Below are 19,234 nucleotides of genomic sequence, written 5' to 3' on the forward strand. Positions count from 1 at the left end.
GGTCTACTCCTCGATGCGCGCCAGCACGGCGCCGCGCGCGAAGGTGTCCTGCGACTGCACCAGGATCTCGGCGATGCGGCCGGCCACCGGCGCGACGATCTCGTGCGTGGTCTTCACCAGCTCGGCTACCACCAGCGTCTGCCCCTCGGCGACGCTGTCGCCGACATTGACCTGCCAGTCCTGCAACAGGGCCTCGGTGCCTTCCTCGACATCGGCCCACACGTCGTCTGCCATCGTTACGTCGGTCATGCTGCTTCTCGCTTCAGTTCCTGGGTGGGTTGCATCAGCGCGCGGACGCTGGCGGCGATCGTGTCGACTTGCGGGATCACGAAGTTCTCGAGGGGACGGCTGAACGGGATCGGCACGTCGGGCACGGCCAGGCGGCGCACCGGCGCCTTCATCGACAGGGTGTCGAGATGCTCGGCCACGATCGCGGCGATCTCGCCGGACAGGCCGTAGCTCAGATAGTCCTCGTCGGCGATCAGCAGGCGGCCGGTCCTCGCCACCGACTCGAGCACGGTTTCCTTGTCGAGCGGCACCAGCGTGCGCAGGTCGATGATCTCGACATCGATGCCTTCCTGCGCCAGCTGCTGGGCCGCGAGCACGGACTTCTGCACCATCTGGCTCAGCGTGACGATGGTCACGTCGCGGCCCTCGCGCACCACGCGCGCCTTGCCGAACGGAATCGTGTAGGCCTCGGTGGGGACGGCCGTGGTGCTGCCTTCGAAGTACGACATCCACGACAGGCCCATGATGCCCTTGTGGTAGCAGAACACCACCGGGTTGTCGTCGCGGATCGCCTCGATCATCAGGCCCTTGGCGTCGTAGGCGTTCGACGGCACCACCACCTTCATGCCGGGCATATGCGCGAAGGTGCTGTACAGGCATTGCGAGTGCTGGGCCGCGTCGTTGTAGCCGCCGCCGATGCCGGTCATCACCACGGCCGGCAGCTTGACGCGGCCGCCGGACATGTAGGTGTTCTTGGCCAGGTGGTTGTAGATCTGGTCGAAGCAGACGCCGAAGAAGTCTACGAACATCAGCTCGGCGATCGGGCGCAGCCCCTCGGCCGCGGCGCCGATCGCGGCGCCCATGAAGGCGGTCTCCGAGATCGGCGTGTCCATGATGCGCTCGGGACCGAAGCGGTCGAGCAGTCCGGTGGTGGCGCTGAAAATGCCGCCGTACTTGCCGATGTCCTCGCCCATCACGAAGACGCTCGGGTCGCGCTCCATCTCCTGGCCGATGGCCTCGGCGATGGCCTGCGCCATGGTCAGCTTGCGGGCGGCCTGTGCGGGCTCGACCGAGGCGTGGGTGTCGTTGGGTTGCATCTGGTTGTCTCCTGTTCCTGTCATTGCGGGCAGCGGGTGGCGTTTCGTGTTGGCCAGCGGGGCCGCCATCACGCGAACACGTGCTGCAGCGCTTCCTCGGGGGCGGGGTAGGGGCTTTCGCGGCCGAACGCATAGGCGGCGTCGACGCGTTCGACGATCTGCCGGCGCAGCGCGGCATCGGCCTCGTCGTCGAGCAGGCCCTGTTCGCGCAGCTGCTTGCCGAGCCGGTCGATCGGATCGTTGCGGCGCAGCGTCTGCGCTTCGTTCTTCGGCCGGTAGGTTTCCGGATCGCCCTGGAAGTGGCCCAGGTAGCGGTCGGTCTTGACCTCGATCAGCGTGGGCCCTTCGCCGCGCCGCGCGCGCGCGACCGCGACACCGGCCGCGCGGAACACCGCAACCGCATCGTTGGTATCCACCAGTACGCCGGGTATGCCGTAGCCGGCGGCGCGAACCGCATTGCTGTCGACCGACGTCGAAGCCGACTTCTCGACCGAGATGCCATATTTGTTGTCCTCGCAGACGAACAGCACCGGCAGCTTCCACAGCGCCGCCAGATTCAGCGCCTCATGGAAGGCGCCCTGGTTGGCCGCCCCTTCGCCGAAGAAGGCGATGGCAACCCAGTCCTTGCCGAGCTTGCGCGCGGCCAGCGCGGCGCCGCAGGCCTGCGGCGCGCCGGCGCCGACGATGCCGCTGCACGAGAACTTGGTTTCGGGGTGGAACAAATGCATGTGGCCGCCCTTGCCGCGGCCCAGGCCGGTGACCTTGCCAAACATCTCGGCGGTCATTTCATTCAGCGGCACGCCCTTGGCGATCGCGAAGTGGTGCGGGCGGTGGGCGCCGACCACGGTGTCCTCGGTGCGCAGATGCGCGCAGACGCCGACCGCCACCGGTTCCTGGCCCGCGGCCAGATGCATTTCGCCGGGCACCGGGCCGGCACCGATATCGAAGGCCAGACCCTTCTGGATCTTGGGCGGCAGCTTTCCTTCGAGATACACCTTCGCCATCGTCTCCTCGTAATGGCGAATCTCGACCATCTTTTCGTACATCCACAGCAACTGGTCCGTGGTCGGTTCCATCGTCGTGTCTCCTGTTTCTTTCGCTTGGCGAGGCGCCCGTGTCCGCGTGGGGAAGCGCGGGTGCGGCGGGCGCCGCGGCTGCCATGTCATTGCAAGCGCGATGCCAGTGCGGGAAAGTGGGGGGACGGCGGGGGACAGACCGAGCTGGGCCGGTGGCCGCAACGCCTTGTGTGGCGCGGCTTCGCGGCGGATCGGGGAGGGTGGGTCAGGGGCGGTGCGGGACGCTCGGAGGCGATGGGATGGCGGCCGGTGCGTCGCGACGCCGTCGCGGCATGCGACAGGTGTCGCGTCCGGAATGCGACAGGTGTCGCACGGGGAGAGGCAGCGGCGAGGCGCCGGGAGGCGCCGGGAGGCGGGGGTAGCGGAGGTAGCGGAGGTAGCGGGGGTAGTGGAGGTAGCGGAGGTAGCGGAGGTAGCGGGGGGGGGGCTAGCCCTGCAGCGCGCGTATCGCCGTGCGCAGCGGCATTGCGATGTCGGCGGCGCGCGACTCGACCCGGTGGATCGGGCCGGCCACCGACACGCCGTAGACCACCCCGGCCAGCGTCAGCGGCACCGCGACGGCGCCGAGGTCGGCCAGCGACTCGCCGAAGTTCTGCGCCCAGCCGCGTTCGCGCGAGATTTCGAGCTCGGCCTCCAGCGCTTCGCGCGACGCGAGCGTGCGGGCGGTCAGCGGTGCGAACGAGGCCCGCGCGAGCAGTGCGTCGCGGTCCGCGGCGGGCAGCGCGGACAGGATCGCGCGTCCGATCGAATTGGTATGGGCCTGCCGCAGTTCGCCGGCGGTGGCGATGTAGCGCACCGGATTGCTGGACTCGACCACGTCGAGATAGACCACGCGCCCGTCGTCCTGCAGCTTGCCGAAGATCACCGTCTCGCCGGTCTCGTCGCGCAGCGATTCGAGCACCGGCTGCACCCGCTCGAGCAGCGGGTCGTTGGCGGCGATGCGTTGCGCGATCGCCAGCAGGCGGCCGGTCGGGTAATAGCCCTGGCGCCGTCCGGTCTCGTACAGATAGCCCAGCGCCGCCAGCGTGCGGATCAGGCCGAGGCAGCTCGACATCGGCGCGCCAAGCAGCCTGGCCAGTTCGGTCAGCGTCAGCGAGCGTCCTTCGCGCGCGTAGATCTCCATGATCTCGACCACGCGCAGCGCGGTCTTGACGTTCGAACTCGCGGCTTTGTCGGCGGGCTCCACGGCGGTCATCTGCTTGTTCCTGTCGGCCTGTTGATCGGGGGCATGCTGCGCAAGGCCGACAGTGTAAGGCCTTGGCGGGCGCCGCCGCGGCTTGCGCCGACGCTAGGCGGGATCGTTGGCCGCGTCCGTGGCGGCATCCATCCTGCGCCTGGGCAGCGGCTCGGGCCAATGCCGGATATTGCCCGGCGTGCGCGAGAAGCGGGTCGGAATGCCGACCGCACGCAGCTGGCCCTCGCTTGGATGCGCGTATTCGAACACCATGCCGGTCGCGCGCAGGTGCGGGTCGTCCAGCACGTTGTCGAAGCGCGGTACCTCGCTGTGCGGAATGTCGGCGTCGCGCAGCAGGTCCAGCCATTGCGCGGTGGTTTTGGTGCGCACGATGTCCGCCAGCGTCGCGTACAACGAATCGATATGCGCGCTGCGGCCGGCGGGACTGGCGTAGCGCGGATCGGCGGCGAGCTCGGGGCGCCCGGCCACGGCGAAGAAGCGGGCCCATTGCGCGCTGGTGTACGGCAGCAGCGCCAGATAGCCGTCGGCGGTCTGGTAGGGCTTGCGATGGGGCGACATCACGCGCCCGTAGCCCGCGTCGCCCAGCGGCGGCACGAAGGTGCGGCCCGCCAGCTGCTCGACCGCGAGGAAGGACACCAGCGTCTCGAACATCGGCACCTCGATCGCCTGGCCCTGTCCCGAGCGCTCGCGTTCATAGAGCGCCATCGGAATCGCATAGGCGACGGTCAGTCCGGCGACCTTGTCCGCCAGGATCGTGTTGACGTAGCGCGGGCCCTGGTCGCCGTTGGCGCCCTGGAACTGCGCCAGGCCGCTGCGCGCCTGGATGATGTCGTCGAACGCCGGCTGCCCCGCGTACGGGCCGTCCTCGGCATAGCCGTAGGCGCCGCAATAGATCAGGCGCGGATGGTCTTCGCGCAGCGATGCGTAGTCCAGGCCGAGCTTGCGCAGCGAGGCGGGGCGAACGTTGGAGACGAACACGTCCGCCTCGGCAAGCAGACGCTTGAGGGCGGCCAGGTCGTCCGGCCGCTTCAGGTCCAGCACGACGAAGCGCTTGTTGCGGTTCAGGTTCAGGAAGGCCGCGCCCATGTTCGGATGCCGCGCCGGCTCCGCATGGCGGAAGACGTCCCCTTCCGGGGATTCGACCTTGATCACCTGTGCGCCCATGTCGCCGAGGATCTGCGTTGCATAGGGGCCCATGCCGACCGAGGTCATGTCGACCACACGCACGCCGGCCAGCGGACCGGTGGCGGCGGTGGCGTTGGTGTCAGGCGTGTCCCAGGGCGAATTTGTCATGCCGTGATCCATCACGCGTTGTGCTCCGGGGTTCAGTTCGGTTCAATGCGGTTCAATGCGGTTCAGTACGACTTCGGCAGGCCGAGCACGCGCTCGGCGATGAAGCACTGGATCAGCTGCGGGCTGACCGGCGCGATGCGCGGGATATACGATTCGCGCAGCAGCCGCTCGACGCGGTACTCGCGCGAGTAGCCCATGCCGCCGAGGGTCAGGATCGCGGTCTGGCAGGCGTTGTGGCCGGCTTCGGCGGCCAGGTATTTGGCGGTGTTGGCCTCGGCGCCGCAGGGCAGGCCGGCGTCGTAGCGCGCCGCCGCCTTCATCACCATCAGGTTGGCCGCTTCGAGCTGCATCCAAGCCTGCGCCAGCGGATGCTGCACGCCCTGGTTGGCGCCGATGGGCCGGCCGAACACCACCCGGTCCTTGGCGTATTGCGTGGCAATCGCCAGTGCCGCACGGCCCAGGCCCACCGCCTCGGCGGCGATCAGGATGCGCTCGGGATTGAGCCCGTGCAGGATGTATTCGAAGCCGCGTCCCTCCTCGCCGATCAGGTCTTCGTCCGGCACGAACAGCTCGTCGATGAACAGCATGTTCGAATCGACGGCGCCGCGGCCCATCTTGTCGATCTCGCGCACCTCGATGCGGCTGCGGTCCAGCGCGGTGTAGAACAGCGACAGGCCTTCCGTGGGCTTGCCGACCGATTCCAGCGTCCGCGTGCGCGCCAGCAGCAGCATGCGGTCCGCGACCTGCGCGGTGGAGATCCAGATCTTGCGGCCGCTGACCTGATAGCCGCCGTCGACCTTGCGCGCGAAGGTCTTCAGCCGCGTGGTGTCGAGCCCCGCGTCGGGCTCGGTTACCGCGAAGCATGCCTTCTCGCGGCCTGCGATCAGCGGCGGCAGGAAGCGGGACTGCTGCTCGGGCGAGCCGAATACCACCACCGGATTCAGGCCGAACACGTTCATGTGCACCGCCGAGGCGCCGCTCATGCCGGCACCCGATTCCGAGATCGCCTGCATCACCAGCGCCGCCTCGAGGATGCCGAGACCGGCGCCGCCGAGCGCTTCCGGCATCGCCACGCCGAGCCACCCGCCCTCGCACATCGCCGCGTGGAAATCGTGCGGGAAGGTGTGGTCGCGGTCGAGCCGGTCCCAATATTCCATGTCGAAGCGGGAGCAGACCGTGCGCACCGCTTCGACAATGGCGGTCTGCTGGTCCGAGAGTTCGAAATTCACGTCGCTGTCCTCGTGTTGCGGCTGTTGTTCGGTGGGGGCGTGGCGGCTTGGTGCCGCGCTAATGCCGCTGATGCGGCGTCAGTGTGGGCGTTGGTGCCGCGTGGGTGCCGCGTGGGTGCCGCGTGGGTGCGTGCATCGGCGCGGCGTCACGGCGCGGCACGATGGCCGGTCATTCGGGCTGGATGCCCGCGTCCTTGACCAGCCTTGACCATTTGCGCAGCTCCGCCGTGACGAAGTTGCCCAGCTCGGCCGGCGTGCTGCCGAAGGGTTCGAAGCCGAAGGCGTAGTACTGCGCGGCGTGCTGCTTGTTGGAGACGATCGCCACCAGTTCGCGATTGAGCCGTTCGACCACCGGCGCGGGCGTGCCCGCCGGCGCGAACACGCCGTTCCACGACGTGATATCGAAGCCCTTGAGCTCGGGCACGCTGGCCAGCGGCGGCACCTCGGGCAGCAGTTCGCTGCGCTGCGCGGTGGTCACGCCGAGCGCGCGCAGCTTGCCCGCCTTGACGTTGGCGATGCCGGCGGCGAAGTCGACGAACATCAGCTGGATCTGGCCGCCGATCACGTCGGTCATCGCCGGCGGGGTGCTCTTGTAGGGGACGTGCAGCATGTTCAGGCCCGCCATCCGCGCCAGCGTCGCGCCGGCGACGATGCCGGTGCTGTTGCCGCTGCCATAGGACAGACCCGGATGCGACTTGGCGTAGGCGATGAACTCGGGCAGCGTCTTGACCGGCAGCGAGGGGCTGACGACCAGCATGAAGGGCAGGTTGCCCATGCGCGCGACCGGCGTGAAGTCCTTGACCGGGTCGTAGCGCAGCTGCTTCATCAGCGACGGGTTGGCCGAGTGCGTGGTGTTGGTCGTCATGAACAGCGTGTAGCCGTCCGGCGCGGCCTTGGCCACGTATTCGGCGGCAATGGTGCCGTTGGCACCCGGCTTGTTCTCGACCACGACCGACTGGCCGAGCGACTCGCCGAGATACTTGGCCGTCAGCCTGGCCACCGCATCGGTGCCGCTGCCGGCGGCGAACGGCACCACCAGCTTGATCGGCTTCGAAGGAAAGGTGTCGGCCAGCGCCGCGGGCGCGGCCACGGTCAGCGCCATCGCCACGGCGGCCGCGGTGCGTCCCAATAGTCGGCCCAAGCCCTGCCTGGTCAGCATGTTCATCGTCTGTCTCCTCGTTATGGTGGGATGGCCCGACTGGCGCGGGCTCAGGGTTGGGCGCGGCTCAGTCGGGCCGCACCACGCGTTCCGGCGATTCCTCGTACGGCGGCGAATAGATGACCAGTACCTTGACCGGCTCGTCGCTGACCACCGTGAACACGTGCATCTCGTCGGCGGGAAAGAAGCAGCAGTCGCCCGGGCCGAGCTCGCGGCGCTGCCCGCCTACCTCCGCCAGCGCGCGGCCCTCGAGCAGGTAGCAGACCTGCTCGATGCCCGGATGCGCATGCGGCAGCGCGCCCTTGCCCTTTTCGATGGTGCCGTGCACCACCTCGAGATGGCGCGCGCCGACGGTTTCGGGGCCGATCAGGCGGCGGTTCAGGGTGCCGACGTGGTTGGCCGGGTGATAGCCGGGAACGTCGTCGAGCGATACGAAGTAGGTGGGGCGGTCTGGCACGGGCAAGCCTCGGTATGGAGTCGCGAAAGCGATCTTCAAATTCTAAATGGTGAATCGCAGTTTATATCTGTGAATTAACCGGTCAAGCGATTTGTGGACGGCTCCGGGTTTACGCCTACCGGAGCGGGGCCACGGCAAACGGCGACGCGAAGCCGCACCGGCGCTCGGAAGGCCGGCGGCGTACGTGGGGAGAGGAAGAACGGGGAAGGAGGAAGGAGGAGGGAGGAGGGAGAAAGGAGGGCAGGGAGGGCGGGGAGGGCAGGGAGGCGGGTCTGGCGTAGCGGTCCCACCTCATCGGCAGGCCGCTGCGCCTTGGTCCGGACGCCGACTATGCCGCCGGCGGCGAATTGCCGGCGGGGCCGGCGCCGGCGACCGTGCCCTGCTCGACCATCGCCAGCAGCATCTGCAGCTTCGGCAGTTCGACCGGCTTGACGATATGGAAGTGAAAGCCCGCCGCCTTGGTTTCGGCCCGGTCGCTCGGCTGGCCGAAGCCGGTCATCGCGGCGAACACGGTGCCGGACCAGCCCCGCATGTTCTTCAGTCCGCGCAGCAGCGCAAAGCCGTCGACCACGGGCATCGCGATATCGATCAGCGCCAGCTGCGGCACGAAGCTGCCGGCGATCTCGATAGCGCCTTCGGCGTCGTAGGCGATATGGACCTCGTGCCCCATCGCCTGCAGCAGCATGCCCAGGCTGTCGGCGGAATCGCGGTTGTCGTCGACCACCATCACCCGCAGCGCGCCGGCCGGCAGCGGCACCGCCGTATCCTGCTTTTCGTCGGCGCTCTCGATGCCCAGCGGCAAGCGGATCGTGAAGGTGCTGCCCATGCCTTCGCCAGGGCTGCTCGCACGGATCGAGCCGCCGTGCAGCTCCACCAGCGAGCGGCACAGCGACAGGCCGATGCCCAGGCCGCCCTCGTCGGACACCTTGCCGTGCTTGTGCTGCACGAACAGGTCGAAGATGGTGTCGATCTCGCTGGCGGGAATGCCGATGCCTTCGTCGCTGACGCGCAGTTCCACCGCCTGCGGCTGCAGCTCGGACTCGATCGCGATCCGGCTGCCCGGTGGCGAGAACTTCGACGCGTTCAACAGCAGGTTCTGCAGCACCTGAATCAGACGGGTCGGATCGGCGCGCATCGCGATCTGGCCGGGCACCCGCAAATCCAGCCACTGCCTGCGCCGCTCCAGCGTTGGCTTGGCGGCTTCGGCCGCTCGCGCGACGATGTCGGCCAGGTCCACGCGGCTGTATTGCAGCTCGACCTTGCCGGAGGTGATGCGGCCCATGTCGAGCAGGTCGTCGACCAGCCGCGTCATATGGGACAGTTGCCGGTCCAGCACGCTCTGGCACTGGCGCAGCGTCGCGCTGTCGCGCGGCGCCCGCTGGTCGCCCGAGCCCAGCGTCTCGAGCCGCATCAGATTGACGGCGTTGCGCATCGGTGCCAGCGGATTGCGCAGTTCGTGCGACAGCGTGGCCAGGAACTCGCTCATGCGCCGGCTCGATTGTTCCAGCTCTTCCAGCCGCTTGCGCTCGGTCATGTCGCGCGTGACCTTGGCGAAGCCCTGCAGCACACCCTGCTCGTCGAACATCGCCGTGATGGTGACGTTGGCCCAGAACAGCGTGCCATCCCGGCGCACGCGCCAGCCTTCGTCCTCGAAGCGGCCATCGGCGGCGGCCCGGCGCAGCTCGTAGTCCGGCCAGCCGCGCGCCACCGCATCAGGTGGATAGAAGACCGAGAAATGCTTGCCGATGATCTCGTGCGCGGCGTAGCCCTTGATCTTGGCGACGCCGCGATTCCAGCTGGTGATATTGCCGGACACGTCGAGCGTGAAGATCGCGTAGTCCTGAATGGCCTCGACCAGGGCCCGATATTTGGCTTCCAGCTGCTTCGGCGTGCCTTCCGCGTTGGCTGAAGCCTCCGTACCGTGCGCCGGTTCGGTGGGGTGTGTCATGTTGAAGCTCCGGGCGGGGATGACGCAAAGGATACGCCAGCCCTGGCGGCGGGCCAAAAAAACCGCAGACGGCACGAGGCCGCCTGCGGTGGCTTGCGACGCATCGGCGATGCGCCACACGTGCCGATACGTTCGATACATTCGATACGCAGGCCGGTTGGCGTGGAGCGTCCCCGGCGCCCGCGCGCGCGGCTCAGGCCGCCCGCGCTGCCGGTGTGCGGCCTGCCGCCTCGGCGCTCTCGCGGTACAGCGTCGAGGCGCGCTGCACCAGCGTGCTCAGGCTTGGCGTCATCGGCTTGAGCTCCATCCGCTCGGCCGCGAGCGCGCAGGCCAGGTTGGCCCTGTCGCCGCGCAATGCCGCCTCGATCAGCGTCAGGTTCAGGATGTCGCGCTGGGCGTGGCTGCCGCCGAAGCGATGCGCGATCAGGCGCACCGGCATCAGCAGTTCGATCGCATGGTCGTAGTCGCAGGCCTCGAACGCGTACAGCGCCTCGATCACCGGCAGGCCGACCTCGCGCGTCATCGCGGCGTTGGTACCCGTGCCCGCCGCCGCCCGCCGCATGTTCGCCATCAGCCTGGCGAAGGACGCCGGGCGGTCGTCGCCGAGATAGGCAAGGCCGGCGTGCACGTCGTTGAAGGCGTAGGTCCCCTCCGCGCCGCGCGCCTCGCAGGTATCGGCCAGTTCCGCCCAGCGCGAGCCCACGTCGATGCCGCGCAGCTGCAGCCGCCACAGCATCGCGCTGGCGTCGATCACGTCGAGCGCCACCGCGGAGCGCGCGGCACGGATGCGTTCGTCGTACAGCGCCAGCACCTGGTCGGCATGGCCGAGCTCGAGGTGGAACAGCGCCAGATGCCACCAGTTATGGACGGCCATCATGTTGTCGGTGGCCCAGTCCTCGGTGCGCGACTGCAGCCAGCCGATGCCCTGGTCCGGGCGGCCCTGCATCTCCATCACGTGCGCGACCGCATGAATGGCCCACGGATCGCGCGGATCGAGCTCCAGCGCGAAGCGCCCGCGTTCCTCGGCCTGTTCGTACAGATGGGTCTCCTCCAGGCCGAAGGCGTGCATGCCCAGCACATGGCTGAAGCCCGGCACACGCGCATTCCAGTTCGGCAGCACCTGCGCGATGCGATCGCGCAGCATGCTCGACTGGCCCAGCAGGAAGTCGGTGATATGCGCGACCTGCAGCGCGAGCGCATCGCGCGGGTAATCGATCACGATGTCGCCATACATCTGGTTCGCGCGGGCGAACTCGCCGTCGAGCCAGGCACGGGCAGCGGCGATATGCCGGCGCTCGCGCTCGTTGGCGATGCCGTGCAGCGCCTCGGCGGCCTCGACCGTCTGGCGCAGCAGCGGCGCGACCGCGCCATCGCCGGCGGTGATCAGCATCCCCGCGCGTAGTGCGTGCCCCATCACGAATTCGGGGTCTTCGGCCAGGGTCTCGTCGATCATCGTCAGCGGATCGCCGTAGTAGCCCTGCAACAGTTCGAGGGCGGATTCGAAACGCTCCATCGAACGGCTATTGCCCGACGAAACCTGCAGGTGCCGGGAATCGGTGTGTGCCATGGAAGTCATCCTTGTTTCTAATGCGCAATCCAGCAGCCCGGTGGTCTTGTCGCTGTCTGCGCCGCATCATGCGGCCGGCGGGCGTCGCGGCTGGCCTCGCCATTGGAGAGTCTTGGAGGCGGGGCAGTAGCGAGGTTAGGGGGGCGCCGTGATATGGCCGTGCGCGCCGGCGTGAAAGAAGCGTGAAAGTTGTGGGGCAGCAGTACCGCGCTGCGTCAATCCGTGGCCTATAAAAGAGCTTTCCAGGCCAGCTTCGCAAGCCGATGCCGCCGCGCCTGCCTCTGACATCGGCCACGGCAAGGACTCCCAAGCGATGGCGGCGGTCCGTCTCGATCTGTTCGGCGGCTTTACCCTGAGTTCGCCGGACGGCACTCCCATCCCCCTGTCCGCGCGCAAGGCGCGCGCGGTGCTGGCCTATCTTGCGCTGGCCGACGGCCGGCCGCAGCCGCGCGACAAGCTGGCCGCGCTGCTCTGGCCCGACAGCCATGCCGAGCAGGCACGCACCAGCCTGCGCCAGGCACTCAGCGCGGTGCGCCGCGCGGTGGAGGGATATCCCGTGGTGCTGGCCGATGCCGACCGGGTGGCGCTGTGCGGCGTCGCGGTCGACGTGGTGGCCTTCGAAGACCATCTGCGCGCTGCTACCCCGGAGGCGCTCGAGGCCGCCGTCGCGCTGTATCGCGGCGATCTGCTCGAGGGATTCGATGCCGCCGCGCCGACCTTCGACCATTGGCTCGCGGTCGAGCGCGAACGGCTGCGCGGGCTGGCGCTGCAGGCGCTGGCGCGGCTGATGGATCGGCACGAGCAGGCGGGCGAGCTCGATCGCGCGATCGCCTGCGCCACGCGCCTGCTGACGCTCGATGCCCTGCAGGAGTCGGTGCACCGGGCGCTGATGCGGCTGTACGACCGGCAGGGGCGGCAGGCGCTGGCGCTCAAGCAGTACCGCCTGTGCCGGATCGCGCTGCAGCGGGAGCTGGGCGTGTCGCCCGAGGCGGAAACGGAGGCGCTGCACCAGCAGATTCTGCGTGCGCGACGGCAGGCGTCGCCGGTGCCGGCCGCCCCGGCGGGGATGTCGGCCGCGCCGCCGGTGGCGGTGTCCGGGGCGCCGGTGTCTGCTGCTGCGGTGGTGCCGGAGGCCTCGGCCGGCGCCGGCCCCACTGCCGCACCGATCGCCGGCGCCGCCAGGGCAGCCGCGGCGGTCGCACCCGGTACGCCGCAGCCGCGCCATGCCGTCGTCGTGGTTGCCAGCGTCGACGATATCGGCGCCCATGCCGCCGGGCTCGACGCCGAGCAGATCCATGGCCTGCTGATGCGCTGGCGCGAACGGGCCCGGGCGTTGGCCGCTGCCTGCGGGGGCACCGTGACCGACGAGATCGGCGCGCGGCTGACCGTCGTGTTCGGCGTGCCGGTGGCCCACGGCAACGATGCCGAACGCGCGATGCACGTCGCCGTCGGCCTGCACGACGGCGTGCGGCGCCTGTGCCCCGAGTGCGCGACGCCGCCGGCGGTGCGGGTGGGCGTCGCCAGCGGACAGGTCCTGTTCGCGGCCGCGCCACCGACCGCTGGCGGCGCGATGACGCTGACCGGCCCGCCGGTCAACGTCGCCGCGCGCGTGATGGAGCACGCGCAGGCCGGCGAGACCGTGGTCTCGAATCGCGTCTTTCTCGCCTTGCCGGGGCGCCTGGAGGTCGAGCATCTGACCGATGTGTCGATGCCGGGCATCCCCGAGCCGATTCCGCTATGGCGCGTACGCCGGTTTCTCGATGCCGCCGAGACGGCGCCCCAGCATGCCTTCGTCGGACGGCAGGCCGAGCTGGTGCAACTGGCCGGCGTGGCCGGCGATTGCCTGCGCTCCGGACAGGGCCGCGTGGTGGTGATCCGCGGCGAGGCCGGCATCGGCAAGAGCCGGCTCGCCGAGCGCTTCGTCGCGCTGGCGCGCGAACACGGCATGGAAGCGCTGCGCGCGCTGGTGCTCGATTTCGGCGTCAGTACGTCGGGCGATCCGCTGCGCGTGCTGGTGCGCGCTCTGTTCGGCATCGATGCCGGCGCCAGTACCGAGGCGCGCGCGGCGGTCATTGCGGGCTCGATCGCCAGCGGCCGCATCGACGATGACGACGTGCCGTTCGCCTTCGATCTGCTCGACGTACCCCAACCCGAGGCGCAGGCCGCGGCGCTGGCGGCGATGGATGCTGGCGCGCGGCAGCGCGGCGTGCAGCGCTTCCTGCTGGCGCAGGTCGCGCGCCGCAGCACGTTCAAGCCGCTGCTGATCGTCGTCGAGGACGTGCATTGGGCCGAGCGCGCGCTGCTCGATTGTCTGGCGCGGCTCGCTGCCGCCACGCGAAGCTGCCGGCTGGTGCTGGCGATGACGGTGCGGCCGGAGCAGGATCCGCTCGACAGCGCATGGCGCGCGGCCGCGGGCGGCGCGTCGCTGACCACGATCGACCTCGGGCCGCTGAACGATGCGGAGGCGCGCGAACTGGCGACGCGCTATCGCCATGTCGACGAGCAGCTGGCCGATTCCTGCATCCGCCGCGCCGAAGGTAATCCGCTCTTTCTCGATCAGTTGCTGCGCAATGCGGCCCCCGGCACGGACGCCGAGGCGCTGCCCGGCACGCTGCAGAGCATCGTGCTGGCGCGCATGGACCGCTTGCCCGAGTCGCATCGCCAGGCCCTGCAGGCGGCCGCCGTGCTGGGTCAGCGCTTCTCGCCGGTGGCGCTGCGCCATCTGCTTGGCACGGCCGACGATCCCTGCGATGCGCTGGCGCGGCAGGCGATGCTGCGGCCCGAGGGCGAAGACTACCTGTTCATGCACGCGCTGATTCATCAAGCCGTTTATGCGTCGCTGCTCAAATCGCGCCGGCTGGCGCTGCATCGGCGCGCCGCGGACTGGTATCGGAGCCGCGATCTGACGCTGCATGCCGAGCATCTCGACGCCGCCAGCGATGCCGGGGCGGCGCCGGCCTACGAAGCGGCGGCGCGGCACGAGGCGGGGCACTTCCGCAACGAGCGGGCGCTGCGGCTGGTCGAACGCGCGCTGGAGATCGTCGGCGATGGCACGACCAGGCAGTCGCTGGCCTGCCTGCGCGGGGAGCTGACGCTCAATCTCGGCCAGCCGGCCGAAGCATTGAAGGCGTTCGAGCACGCGGTGGCGCTGGCCGACGACCACAGCCAACGCGCCCACGCGTGGTTCGGCGTGGCCTCTGCCCTGCGGCTGCTGGACCGCTACGAGCGCGCGTTGATCGCCCTGCAGCATGCGCAGCGCGGCGCCGCGGCAATCGGCGACGCCGACATGCTGGCGCAGATCGAATCGCTGCGCGGCAACGTTCATTTCCCGATGGGTGACCTCGATGCCTGCCTGACCGCGCATCAGCGCGCGCTGCAGCACGCCGGCGCGGCGGGCTCGGCGCTGGGAGAGGCTCGCGCGCTCGGCGGCCTCGGCGATGCCTACTATCAGCAAGGCCGCATGGTCACCGCCCGCGCGCATTTCGTGCGCTGCGTCGAACTGGCCCGCGCGCGCGGCTTCGTGCGGATCGAAGGGGCAAACCTGCCCATGGTTGGCGCGGTCGACCTGCTGTGCAATGCCTTGCCGTCCGCGCTGGCGCGCTGCGAGGAGGCGCTGCGCATCGCCCGCAGGATCGGCGATGCGCGCATCGAACTGCTGGCCTATGACGTGATGGCGTCCACCGAGCAGCAGACCGGCGATTGGGCGAAATCGCAGGCGCATGCCGAACGGGCGTTGGTGCTGGCGCGGCGTTTGGGGGCGCGTCGCTTCGAAGCGGAACTGGCCGGACGGCGGGCACTGGCCATCGGCAACCAAGGGCATCCGGAGGCCGCGGAACAGTTGCTGGACGAAGCGCTGGCGTTGAGCCGCGACACCGGCATGCGGTACTCCGGCCCGATGATCCTGGGGTTTCTCGCCCGCACCTCGCGCGATCCGGACAAGCAGCGCCGTGCGTTGGCGCAGGGCGAGGCGATCCTGGCGCAAAGCTGCGTCAGCCATTGCCACCTCGATCTCTACGAGGCTGCGATCGAAGTTTCGTTGCGCAACGGCCGTTGGGACGATGCGGACCGCTATGCCGACGCGCTGCAGGCCTACACGCGACCGGAGCCGTTTCCGTGGGCACAGTTCCTGATCCGCCGCGCCCGGGTCCTGGCGGCGCTGGGCCGCAGCCAGCGCGGTGCCAGCCAGACCGGGCTGCGGGCCGAGCTGATGGCGCTGCGCAAGGAGGCCCTCGGCGCAGGCATGCTGGCGGCCCTCGCGGGTATCGATGAGATGCTCAGGCGCGTTCACACCGCTCACTAGCGCGCAGCCGTGCGGGCGTCCCCGTTCGGCCATCTACCCGCTGTACCACGACTGAATCGAAAACCTGCCAACGATTTCCAATAGCGCCACTGGCTTGCTGCCCGGCACCATCTGGCCAGCATCGGCGGTACGCCGCCGCTGCACCACCCTCCGCCACGGTCTGGCGGAATCCATCCCCACTTCGTCAGGAGCAATCATGGCTGGCACTCACACTGTCGCTTCGTCTGCCATCGTCGACTCGAGGCCACCGCCCCATCCGGGCGTCGATACGCCACGCGATCATGGCACGATGGCCGTGCAAGCAGGCGGGAACTCGGCTCGCATCCAGTATGTCCGTGCTGCGGACGGGCCTCCGGCCCACCAGGGGGGCGATGGGAAGGCCGGTCCCTGGGACAAGGTCCTGTCGTTCTTCGGTATCCGAAAGCCCGCTCCCCATCATGATCGGCCGCACATCGCCGACTCGCGGCCAGCGGATCGGCCGCCGGTAGAGAACCGAGTCGAAACGACGGTCATCCAATCGGCCCCACCCCCGGCCAAAGCGGAATCCGCGACACCGTTTCCGATTCTGAAGCTTCCGTTCGAGCTGCTTTGCGAGGTGATGGCGCGGGTGCCCCATGACGAGCGGCACTTCTTCCGTCGCGATGCATCGTTGGGAACAACTTGCAGGAAATTTCACGATGCCATCGCCGCCGTGGCCAAGATGCCACGGTATCGCGATGACGACGCTCTTGCCCGACGTATGGCCGGAATGAGATGGGCGAGTCAGCTCGTTCCAATGATCGACACCATTGCCAATGCGAAGGCATCCACTCGCGAGTGGGCACTTGCAGCGGTGGTTCGGATGGCCGGCGGGATGTCGGCAGCAGGCAGGCGAGCAATCGTGTTGGCGATCCTTCAACGTGCGAAGGATCGTTCGACACTGTGGGCACTTGAATTGATGCGCCACTTGGCCATGAGGCTGCCCGATTCGGATGGTGAGCTCTTGTCCATATTGACCGACCGCGCCATACAGATCGATGTGCAAAGTGATGACGAACATCTGGCCAAGGCGAGAGTCCTCGCACAACTCGCACAACGAATCAGCCCTGATGATCTGCCCGGAACCGTGCGCCGCTGGGAGTCGATATACAAAGCGGTCTCGGCGCATCCCCGCAACGAGGATGTCCTTACCGTGCGCGGCCTGAGAGCTGGATTCGATCATTTGAGCAGCGACACATTCAACTGCAAGTTCAATGTCGAATCCGAGGGAATGCTGCTTTGCAGACTGATTTGGCTCTACCGCGCAGTAGACAGCCTGCAATCCAGGCAGTACGAGGCGGCCTGCACCGCAGAGGAGTTGGTCCCCAGGGAGCCGCCGAAGCCTTTACCCGGCACAGTGAAGCCGCCGGATCCATGGCGCGCATACAGCAGCATCATGGATCGCCCCATACCAAAAATCGATCGCTTGCCATCCCACATCATGTAGCAACGCCCCGTTGCGTGGATCGCAAAGAATAGCAATAGCCCGGAGGAGACGATGCGAATTGATGGGTTTCGCCCGAGTACTCAATCGAATGACAATAAGTTGCCCGACTCGGAAACCGGGCGGTCAAATACAAGCCCCCGAGGCGACCCGCTCCTCGACGATATAGGTTCATCCGGCCATGGCATCGCACCATCGTTCCAACCAGACTTGGATATCGATCGGGGTCCCAATGCATTGAACCTGCTCAAAGATGAGTCTCTGAATCCGCTAATCGTCATTGACGAGCTGGGTAGCGGAATCGCTGATAAGTCGACTAACAACCGAAACGTGAGGCCCGTCCCTCCTCGCGAGCCCGTCCCGTCCTCTCAAGTCGCCAATTGGCCTCCCCCGTACCTCTCTCACGCGAAGCTCTCGGAGACAAAGGGATGGCATCTGCTCAATGAAGTTACCTACGGCCTATGGAGCGCGGTAACGGTAGGACGCGAGGGGATGCACATCGCCGTGTCGTCCACGGACGAACTGAGGACGTTCTCGGCCACTTCGTATCTGCCTGCAGCGAATGAAGGTGCCCTGGTCGGCAGCACGTTTGCAGTGATGGAGGCCATCGGTACTGCTCACCTCGTATGGAAGGCAGGGCGGAAGAAGTCGGAACTGGACCAGGCGCTGCGCAAGCATGCCGCCGGGCGGGACCGTTTCGTGAATGGCAACCCGGAAATTGCCAGCTTGCTTGGTGAGAGACAGGCGCTCTCCACGTTGCTCAATACCTGGCCGTGCGACGCGGAAGCGAAGTTGCTGCCGGATTGGCAACGGGATCTGTCCGCATCGCCGTTGAACCTTCAGAGAACCCGGGCCGACCTGAAGGGGGTGGAAGAAAAACTCGAGAAACTGGCGCTCGACCTGGCCGCGGATTTCGAGCACTACGTCCGCTATGAGCAGGCCGCCAATCAGCTCGCCGAAGCGACCGACAATCTCCATGCCATGGGCGTCGCCGCTGCGCGGGACAGCGTCGTACAACTGGGCGGAGCCGCGTGCAATGCGGCGGATGCCGCGGTAAAGCTCGGTGTGCAAGGCGTCGATGTTGCGGCAAACAGTGTCGCCAGTGGTGCCTTCAGCATTGCGATGGGCGCATTCCACATCGGTGCCGCCGTGGTCGGCTTGTATCAGTCGGAGCGACGGCTGCTGGATCTTGAAGCGGCTCGTAGCCGCAGGCCCGAGCTGCGGACCGTCAATGGCGCAGAGCGGCTGGTCTCGGAGGCGGCGGATCATCATCGGCAATGGTTGACTGACCAGGCCGCCCGGACGAAATCTGCCGCTGTCCGGCAATCTCATATTGCAGGCGCTGCCGTATCAGCATCCGAGCAAGCTGAAGACGCCGCGAGCGCGAAGGAGCTGATCGGCATCGTGCTGCATCATCAGGAGAAGGCGTTTCAGGCGATCGAGACGGATGAACTCAAAAAGATCTCTCGCGCGAAATTTCGTATCGGCTACGGCGCGACATCGATCGCAATAGGGATTGGTTTCGTTGTCCTGGCGGCGACCGGCACCGGAGGCATATTCGCCATCGCAATGCTCGCCATCGCTCTCGCTGCTGGGGTCTTTTGGCTCACCTCGGGTGTCCTGCGCTTTGTCAATGATCGCAAGGATGCAGGCCGCGCAGCGAATCGCGATGTCGAATTGATGGCCATGGCGCAGCGCATTCTGCAAGAGCGGCGGCAACCTACGATCGAAGAAATGCGGAGCAACCGATTTGTGGCCATTGAGGCGATGCTGAACGCGCTCCTTGACGGTGATCGCCCGGTGACCAGATGTGCGCTGACGGAAGCACTCGTGTCGCTTGGGATGGATGCGAACCTGCTCGAAGCAATCAGGCTGCGTTCATCGGTCCGGCTGGACTCTACCTACGCGAAGGACCGCGAGGAGATCTCGCAGAAGCTGCGCTGTTTCGCATCGCAGGCGCAGACCGACGCGCTGAAGGCAGCCATGGAAGGGATGGCGCTGCGTAGCGACGAGGCCATGCTGAAACCGTTGCGGCAACTGTTTCAGGAATTCATCGAAGGAAAGACGGCGATGCGCCAGGAGTATGAACGCCGGTCAGGGGCGTTGGCGTTTCTGCGGGAGAGGTTGCCCGAACCCTTCTGGAAGAAGATCGGCGTTGGCGAGGTCGCGTACCGGCCGGTGGAGCGACTGTAGGAGCAGGCTGACGCGCCGATCCGCACACCG

At 67.8% G+C, this 19,234-nt stretch carries 13 protein-coding genes; 3 read left to right on the forward strand and 10 right to left on the reverse strand.

Annotation, left to right across the window (positions count from 1 at the left end):
* Positions 1 to 3: 3 nt before the first annotated feature.
* The 10 genes from KZ686_RS20715 to KZ686_RS20760 form a co-directional block, all read right to left on the reverse strand.
* Entirely contained in the window at positions 4 to 249 is a 246-nt protein-coding gene (locus KZ686_RS20715) for a lipoyl domain-containing protein (RefSeq protein WP_006578478.1), read from the reverse strand.
* The gene (locus tag KZ686_RS20720; RefSeq protein ID WP_150084833.1) at positions 246 to 1,325 is read right to left on the reverse strand and encodes an alpha-ketoacid dehydrogenase subunit beta; all 1,080 of its coding nucleotides are present in this window, start codon (positions 1,323 to 1,325) and stop codon (positions 246 to 248) included. The genes KZ686_RS20715 and KZ686_RS20720 overlap by 4 nt, the downstream gene beginning before the upstream one ends.
* A 68-nt stretch (positions 1,326 to 1,393) precedes the next feature.
* Positions 1,394 to 2,401 carry a thiamine pyrophosphate-dependent dehydrogenase E1 component subunit alpha gene (locus KZ686_RS20725; protein ID WP_149318455.1) on the reverse strand — a complete coding sequence of 336 codons (1,008 nt, stop codon included), beginning with the start codon at positions 2,399 to 2,401 and terminating at the stop codon, positions 1,394 to 1,396.
* Positions 2,402 to 2,828: 427 nt separating this feature from the next.
* Positions 2,829 to 3,596, reverse strand: coding sequence for an IclR family transcriptional regulator (locus KZ686_RS20730; protein WP_149318454.1), 768 nt, complete (start codon positions 3,594 to 3,596; stop codon positions 2,829 to 2,831).
* A 93-nt stretch (positions 3,597 to 3,689) separates the two neighbouring features.
* Complete coding sequence (locus KZ686_RS20735; protein WP_226106779.1) at positions 3,690 to 4,889, reverse strand: CaiB/BaiF CoA transferase family protein; 1,200 nt, start codon at positions 4,887 to 4,889, stop codon at positions 3,690 to 3,692.
* Between the two features lie 62 nt (positions 4,890 to 4,951).
* Complete coding sequence (locus KZ686_RS20740) at positions 4,952 to 6,118, reverse strand: acyl-CoA dehydrogenase family protein (protein WP_149318452.1); 1,167 nt, start codon at positions 6,116 to 6,118, stop codon at positions 4,952 to 4,954.
* Positions 6,119 to 6,287: 169 nt separating this feature from the next.
* The gene (locus KZ686_RS20745; protein WP_370639511.1) at positions 6,288 to 7,283 is read right to left on the reverse strand and encodes a Bug family tripartite tricarboxylate transporter substrate binding protein; all 996 of its coding nucleotides are present in this window, start codon (positions 7,281 to 7,283) and stop codon (positions 6,288 to 6,290) included.
* A 61-nt stretch (positions 7,284 to 7,344) separates the two neighbouring features.
* Entirely contained in the window at positions 7,345 to 7,734 is a 390-nt protein-coding gene (locus KZ686_RS20750) for a cupin domain-containing protein (protein WP_149318451.1), read from the reverse strand.
* A gap of 328 nt (positions 7,735 to 8,062) precedes the next feature.
* The gene (locus KZ686_RS20755) at positions 8,063 to 9,682 is read right to left on the reverse strand and encodes a PAS domain-containing hybrid sensor histidine kinase/response regulator (RefSeq protein ID WP_265633539.1); all 1,620 of its coding nucleotides are present in this window, start codon (positions 9,680 to 9,682) and stop codon (positions 8,063 to 8,065) included.
* 193 nt (positions 9,683 to 9,875) lie between these two features.
* On the reverse strand, positions 9,876 to 11,249 hold the full coding sequence (locus tag KZ686_RS20760) for a tetratricopeptide repeat protein (protein ID WP_149318449.1): 1,374 nt from the start codon (positions 11,247 to 11,249) through the stop codon (positions 9,876 to 9,878).
* 313 nt (positions 11,250 to 11,562) lie between these two features.
* Here KZ686_RS20760 and KZ686_RS20765 point away from each other — a divergent pair, with 313 nt between their 5' ends.
* The 3 genes from KZ686_RS20765 to KZ686_RS20775 all read left to right on the forward strand — a co-directional run bounded on the left by KZ686_RS20765 (position 11,563) and on the right by KZ686_RS20775 (position 19,204).
* Complete coding sequence (locus KZ686_RS20765) at positions 11,563 to 15,549, forward strand: BTAD domain-containing putative transcriptional regulator (protein WP_265633540.1); 3,987 nt, start codon at positions 11,563 to 11,565, stop codon at positions 15,547 to 15,549.
* 289 nt (positions 15,550 to 15,838) lie between these two features.
* Positions 15,839 to 17,014, forward strand: coding sequence for an F-box protein (locus KZ686_RS20770; RefSeq protein ID WP_265633541.1), 1,176 nt, complete (start codon positions 15,839 to 15,841; stop codon positions 17,012 to 17,014).
* A 489-nt stretch (positions 17,015 to 17,503) separates the two neighbouring features.
* Positions 17,504 to 19,204 (forward strand): hypothetical protein, encoded by a 1,701-nt coding sequence (locus KZ686_RS20775; protein ID WP_226106772.1) that lies wholly within the window; start codon positions 17,504 to 17,506, stop codon positions 19,202 to 19,204.
* Positions 19,205 to 19,234: the final 30 nt, after the last annotated feature.

Source organism: Cupriavidus cauae (assembly GCF_026210475.1).
GTDB classification, from domain to species: domain Bacteria; phylum Pseudomonadota; class Gammaproteobacteria; order Burkholderiales; family Burkholderiaceae; genus Cupriavidus; species Cupriavidus cauae.